The 6,626-nt window shown below is 46.3% G+C and carries 8 protein-coding genes; all 8 read right to left on the reverse strand.

Annotated features, from left to right (window positions below; all coding sequences use genetic code 11):
• A partial coding sequence (locus tag RMO35_RS05850; protein WP_309739258.1) for a PRC-barrel domain-containing protein occupies positions 1-645 on the reverse strand: 645 nt, incomplete at its 3' end.
• A gap of 437 nt (positions 646-1,082) precedes the next feature.
• A complete protein-coding gene (locus tag RMO35_RS05855; protein ID WP_309739260.1) occupies positions 1,083-1,580 on the reverse strand; it encodes a DUF1269 domain-containing protein in 498 nt (165 codons plus the stop codon).
• A gap of 194 nt (positions 1,581-1,774) precedes the next feature.
• Complete coding sequence (locus RMO35_RS05860; protein ID WP_309739262.1) at positions 1,775-2,269, reverse strand: pyridoxamine 5'-phosphate oxidase family protein; 495 nt, start codon at positions 2,267-2,269, stop codon at positions 1,775-1,777.
• 183 nt (positions 2,270-2,452) lie between these two features.
• Positions 2,453-2,701: a DUF1816 domain-containing protein gene (locus tag RMO35_RS05865; RefSeq protein WP_309739264.1), complete on the reverse strand. Its 249-nt coding sequence runs from the start codon at positions 2,699-2,701 to the stop codon at positions 2,453-2,455.
• Positions 2,702-2,869: 168 nt separating this feature from the next.
• Positions 2,870-3,088, reverse strand: a complete 219-nt coding sequence (locus RMO35_RS05870; RefSeq protein WP_309739266.1) for a hypothetical protein — start codon at positions 3,086-3,088, stop codon at positions 2,870-2,872.
• A gap of 78 nt (positions 3,089-3,166) precedes the next feature.
• Complete coding sequence (locus tag RMO35_RS05875) at positions 3,167-4,429, reverse strand: MFS transporter (RefSeq protein ID WP_309739268.1); 1,263 nt, start codon at positions 4,427-4,429, stop codon at positions 3,167-3,169.
• A 271-nt stretch (positions 4,430-4,700) separates the two neighbouring features.
• The gene (locus RMO35_RS05880; RefSeq protein ID WP_309739271.1) at positions 4,701-6,188 is read right to left on the reverse strand and encodes an HlyD family secretion protein; all 1,488 of its coding nucleotides are present in this window, start codon (positions 6,186-6,188) and stop codon (positions 4,701-4,703) included.
• A gap of 162 nt (positions 6,189-6,350) precedes the next feature.
• Positions 6,351-6,626, reverse strand: a 276-nt coding sequence (locus tag RMO35_RS05885; RefSeq protein WP_309739273.1) for a MarR family winged helix-turn-helix transcriptional regulator, incomplete at its 5' end; no start/stop codon positions are given.

Below are 6,626 nucleotides of genomic sequence, written 5' to 3' on the forward strand. Positions count from 1 at the left end.
GGTTTCAGTTTCGACCCGCTTGTTAATGACAGCATTGCCAGTTTTCTGACGGGTTTTGCTGGCAACTAAGCGCTCTTGATAGAGCTTGAAGCTAGGATGTGTATCCTCCTTCATCTCATACAGATCCGGTTCTCGATCGTGAGAGTAGGTATCGCGATCGTACTTCATCGCACCTTGTGGCTCTAGATACTCGTCTTCGACGCCGAGCATGGGTTCGTCATGAGTGCTGGCTGGCATCGTTGCACTAGTATAGCCGACACCCATCTCGGGTGCTGTGGCTGTAGCACCGGGCATGGTAGACCGATAAACGCCCCGCACGCTTTCCTCATGATCGTAATCGACTGACGTTTCCTCAGTCAATTCTGGGAGAGCTTCAACCTGCGCTTTGGTAAGATTTTGAGCGTAAACACGTTTTTTATCGTAGTCGATCTGAGCGCGACCGATCGGCAATAATACCGTTTTACCTGAAATCCAGCCACCAGTACTAATTGCCAAATACCGAAATTGTCCGTCATCATCTACTAAGATGTCATCTACAGAACCAATTTTTTCGTCTGATACATAGAGATCCATCCCTTTGACATCGCGATCGTCAAAGTGCTTGCTATATTCTGGATCGAAGTCTTTAATCTTATGAAGGGCCATGATTATTCGAGTCCTTTTGGTGAGATTACCAACAGTTAATTACTTATAAATATATAAATTTATCTTGAAATAATCATCCATCTATCTGCCGATCTCTAACGTACCATTAGAGAGAGAATGGTTAAAACCTTTACTATTATGGGACTAGATATTTCGATTGCCAAATTTGCGAAATAGCGAGGCGATCGATGCAGTCGATGTAACCGAGCAGACTGGCGATCGATCGTGCTGATTTGCGGCGATCCTTGTAGAGATGGTGATACCAATTTAAAGAGTTAAAGCGACAGATCTTTACCCCACCCAACCTCCCCTTATAAAGGGGAGGAGTCGATCTGTCGTCTGGTAAACTTAATTTGGTATGAGTTACGCGCTCCTCAATATTCAAGATGGGGATAATCAATGGATTACCCCCACTTTGAATATTAGGTCTTACTATGCTAGACAGTTGCAGGAGTTTTGGACGATAATGCCTCTTGCAGCTTGGCTTCGTCTTCTTTAGATAATGAAGTCCGTAAAACTTTGCCCTCGAACTTGCTGAGATCTTCTAATACGCGATCGGGTGTAGATTTGCGAACTAAAACAAAGATTGCCGAAGTTCCCGGTTCGATCGTGCTGCCAAGATCGCGCATGAAGTTGTCATCGATACCGATATCGCTGAGTGCGCCGGAGAGGGCACCAGCCGCCGCACCAACCAGTGCAAAAATAGGATTGAAGAAAATCACACTCAGTAAGACTCCCCAGTAGCTACCGCTCACTGCACCAGCAGCTACGAGTTCTTGAGCTTGTTTGATTTTGACTTTGCCTTCTTGATTTCTGACGACTACAGCGGCATCTTCTAAGTCAACTAAATATTGGGATTGGAGTTTGCGGAGTTCATTCATCACCTCATCTGCTTTAAACTCGTCTTTAAAACCGACAACAATTAGGTCGCTCATGAAATTCTGCCTCTAAATAAATTTTGCTAGTTCAACATGACGATCGTAAACAATCTGTCTCAATTATTCTCTCTGCCCACAGATAGAGATATCGCTCGTACCCGATCGCCGATTGAGGATGAGGTGCTAAAATTCTGGCAGACAGTTGCATTTAAAGGCGATTGCTCTATCGATCGATAGAGATTGAGATCTGTCTAATTAGTTAGGCTGTGCATATTTTGAGTACTAACTCCATCTGTGGCACGTCCGCTCATATGTTCGCGTTCGATCCGATAGATGGCAATTGCTTCGCCATGTCCCCAAGAATCGATCCACGTCCGATTACTAGCTGGTGAAAAAGCCGGATTGCGCTGCTTGATATATTTGATGGCTCGATTCTCGTTCCGAGAGGCTACGCCAACGATATCTGGTTCGACACTCAGGCATTCAGCCCTACCAGAGACAACCACACTTCGCCATTGTAAGGGACTGTGAATTTCTTCAACTTGCAGACAAATTTCGGGATTTGCATCTAATTGATGATGCTTCATTTTTGCAGTTGTCAGCAGATAAATATCTGTATCGTGGAGATAATAATGAATTGCCATCACTTGCGGTTTGCCTGCATCGATAAATCCTAAATGACCGTAACCAGTTTTGTGTAGTAATTCGTGAATTTCATCTTGCCGCATTTCTTCGATATTCAACATAGTTACGTGCTGGAAAATTTAATCGAGATGAGTATCGATCGAGAGGAACACTAAGTCTAAAACAATTAAAAAAGGCGATCGCGATCTGGTGATTTTTTGCACGATCGCTATTTCAAATAAAGGTTAGCAAAAATACGAATTGACATTTGTCAACAGCAGCACTTCTTCAGTATTCACTATTATTCATGCAGGGGCGTCTTCCAAAATTGTTAATTGCGCGGGTTTACACCGCTCGATCTTGGTATGTAGAACTTGAGCTGATTCGGACTCTAAGTCTTCAATGTAGCCTTGGAGTGCGTAGCTGGCCTGTTGGCGATCGGCAAAAGGGCCGAAATAGTAGGTACATTTTGGCTGAAGTGTTAAAACTTCTACCCACCAAGCTTGTCCCAAAAAATCTAATATATTAGTCCAAGTTTCTAATATTTGTAACATATTTTATGTGGTTAAATTTTGATATTTCAATGATAGTAATTTAGAGATTTGTTTTCGCTCCTTACTATCTATTTGCAATCGGTTTATACAATTCATTTATACACACTCGCTCTGATTTATGGCTCTACCGATAGACAGATATCGTACTACTAAATTGCGATCGTCAAATCAATGACCCCCAGCAGCTCCAGCTCCTTTAAGTTTCTTAAAAAATAAGATGATCGTACTCGCGATCGAATTATCAGCCCGAGCTTGGGCGGTCAGTGCGTCGCTACCTCTACCGATCGATAGTTGGGTCAATTCATCGATCCGTTGCTGAGTCGCCAGATTGTAGATCGATACATTATCGCCTAAGCGATTGGAGTGAAACTGTTCTCTTTGAGTCAATAAAGTGCCTAAAGCAGCAATTTGCCACAGTCTTAACTCCAGATGTTAATTGTCACCGCAATACTGAGTAACACAACTTTAAGCAGGTAAAATACCTTTTCGCACGTAAATCGCATGGACGATCTTCTTTAATGCTGGTAATTGACGGCTAAAAAACAGCGAACCCAGCAGACAAGCAATCCCCGCAATCGCTAGTGTATTGGGAGCGCCAATGCGATCGGCGATCGATCCACCCAAGAGATTACCGAATGGCACCATGCCCAAAAATGACATGGTATATAAGCTCATCACGCGTCCGCGTTTATCATCATCGATAATCGTCTGAAGCACTGTATTGCCAGAGGCAACCTGTAAAATTATCCCTAAACCGATCGTCAACATCGCCAGCAAGGACAGTGGTAAATGCCGCGAGCAGGAAAAAGTAATCAAGCCAATCCCGAGTAATGCTGGCCCGAGAATAATCAATTTACCCAAGCCAACTACCGTTGTGCGTGTAGCTAAATAAACACCACCAAAGACAGCACCCACGCCCGAAGCTGCCATCAAAAATCCTAATGTCTGCGCGTTACCATTGAGAACTTTATCGGCAAAAACTGGGACGAGGACTGTATACTGCATCCCCATCAAGCTCACTAAAGCCGATAACAATAAAATCGCTCGAATCGGCGGGCATTCAAAGGCATAGATAAAACCTTCTTTAATTCGTTGGAGTGGACTACCAGCAATTTTGGGCATTTTCTTGGGTTGAAAGCGCATCGCTAGTAATGCTGCAATCACCGCAATATAACTAACCCCGTCAATCAAAAAACAATAAGCTTCCCCAACTCTAGCAATTAATAACCCCCCGATCGCAGGGCCGATTAAGCGCGCGCCATTAAACATCGTTGAGTTAATCGCAATCGCATTTGCCAAATCTTCCGGGCGATCGACCAGCTCAGTCACAAAGGCTTGCCGCGCTGGGGCATCTGCGGCACTAATCACACCCTGAATAAAGCTTAAAACTAAAATTAATTCGATATTAATGTTATTAGTTAATGCCAAAGCTGCTAATGATAATGATTGCAACATGGCTAACACTTGCGTCGTCAACAAGATTCGATGGCGCGGGAAGCGATCGACTAATACTCCACCAAAAGGTGTCAAGATAAAGTTGGGAATTTGGCTGGTAAATCCCACCACGCCCAACATTAACGGCGAACTAGTAATGTGATAAACCAGCCACACTGTAGCCAGTTGGGTCATCCACGAGCCGATTAGCGATATCCCTTGCCCTGCAAAAAACAGCCGATAGTTTCGCGATCGCAGTGCTGGTGGTAAAAATTTGGATGCTGTTAGTTGCATGTTAAATAGATCGATCGATACATGTGAATCTCTAGTGAGGGCAGATACCCGACTTCTTCAAAAAGTCGGGTATCTATTGAGAGGGTGTTTAAAAAGTCTGATTGACTTCGTTTGTAGATCTAAATCCCCCAAACCCCCTTAAAAAGGGGGCTAAGAATCTGGTTCCTCCCTTAAAAAGGGGGGTGAGGGGGGATTTTCCAGGGTTTACGAGTGCTATCTCAGACTTTTCAAACATCCTCTGAGAACTGCCCGATCGAATCCTCGTTACTCGCTACTGGATTTCAACGCTAACTTCAGCCGACATTCCAGGCGTAATTCGCGTTTCATACCCCTTGATACTTTGGGAATCTAAACTAATTTTGACGGGAATCCGTTGGACGATCTTGGTAAAGTTACCCGTCGCATTATCGGGCGGTAACAGCGAAAATTGCGCTCCAGAGGCTGGTGCAACACTATCGACATACCCCTTGAACGGATGACTCGGGAAAGCATCGAGCTTGACTTCTACCACCTGTTTAGGCTTCATTTTATCCAGTTGCGTTTCTTTAAAGTTGGCAACTACCCAATAGTCATTATCGACAACTGCCATTAGCGGCGATCCGGCTTGAATGCGGTTGCCAACTTCCACGTTTTTACGACCGATCCGTCCTGCTGTAGCCGAAGTGATATTGATGTAGGAAAGCTGCAATTGAGCATCCTTGAGGGCGGCTTGGGATTGGGCGATCGCGGACTGAGCGGCGGCGTACTGGCTGCGGCTGACGGCGGTCTGTTGTCCGCTGGCGGTCGCTTGTTGCAATCCCCCACGCGATGCCGCTAGTTTGGCTTGGGCGCTGGTGATGCCTTCTTGGGCTTGTGCTAGTTGGGATTGGGCTTTGGCGACGCCGACTTTAGCGGAGGCTAGGCGTGCTTGCGCTTGTTGTACACCTTGGAGTGCCGAGGTTTTTTGCGCTTGAGCCACGGCATAGGCAGCTCTGGCAGTATCTAATTGCTGACTGGCAACAGCACCTTGACGATACAATGTGTTGTATCTATTGTAATCAGTTTGTGTTTTTTGTAAATTGGCATCGGCTTGAGCGACCTGAGCTTGCGCTAGGGGGATACCAGCCTGTGCTTCGGTAACGGCGGCTTGAGCGGCGGGGATGCCCGACTGGGCTTCGCGCACGACGGCTTGCGCGGTGGCGATTCCGGCTTGCGCGGTGCTGACATCACCTTTGGCTTGACTAGTCTTACCCGTGGTAGTTTGGGATGCTAGCTCGATGTTTGCTTGAGCGGCACTCGCCTGCTTCCGTGCTGCTTCTAGTGCAGCTTGAGCTTGCTGTACCTTGTTTTCGTAGTCTTTGGGGTCGAGCTTAACGAGCAGTTGTCCGGGTTGAACTTGCTGGTTATCAGTGACGAGGACATTGGTAACGGTACCGCCAATCTTGCTACTAATTTGGTGAATGTGCCCAGCGACTGTGGCATTATCTGTCGTCTGATGACTAGAGGCAAATTGCAAATAACGATATCCAGAAATACTTGCCGCGATCGCCCCAACTCCTAAGCCAGCTAAAATCAGTGCGATCGGCTTTTTCTTTTTCGGCGCGGGCGGATGCTCTACTGGTGCGCCGCCTGCGACATCTGGCGATGGTACTTTGTCTAATGCCACATCTGGGCTGCGTTCCTTCAGGCTGTGGCGATCTGTAGTCAGTTCTTGTTCGGAGACAATAATTTTGTTTGACTCGTAGCCATTTTTCTCGTCACTGACAATTGTGCTTTGCATCGTTCGATCTCATTAAAAAATAACAGTTTGCCAATCTCACCCGCATCAATGGATCGGTAACATAAAGATAAATAAATAGTTCACATGCGTAGTATTATGACAGACTCACGCCTCAGCCACTTCTGTCAATAGGATGAACTTGGTTTCGCAATCGAGGTATCCTCAACTGAGATTAGCAATAGCTCGATCGAGGATTTGGGAAAACTGGGCGCGTTCGGTTGCCGAGACATCCAGCCAAGTCTCCTCGTGCATGTCTGCTACTAGTTGCGGCAAGACTCGCTCCAACTCTCGCCCCGCATCCGTCAACCAAATCCGACAGATCCGCCGATCTTGACGATCGCGTTCGCGCCGCACCAAACCTCGATCCTCCATCCGATCCAATACTCCCGTCAAGGTGCCCCCCACCTGCTGTAATTTTTCGCCGATCCCCGAAGTCGG

The sequence above is a fragment of the Chamaesiphon sp. OTE_20_metabat_361 genome, assembly GCF_031364565.1.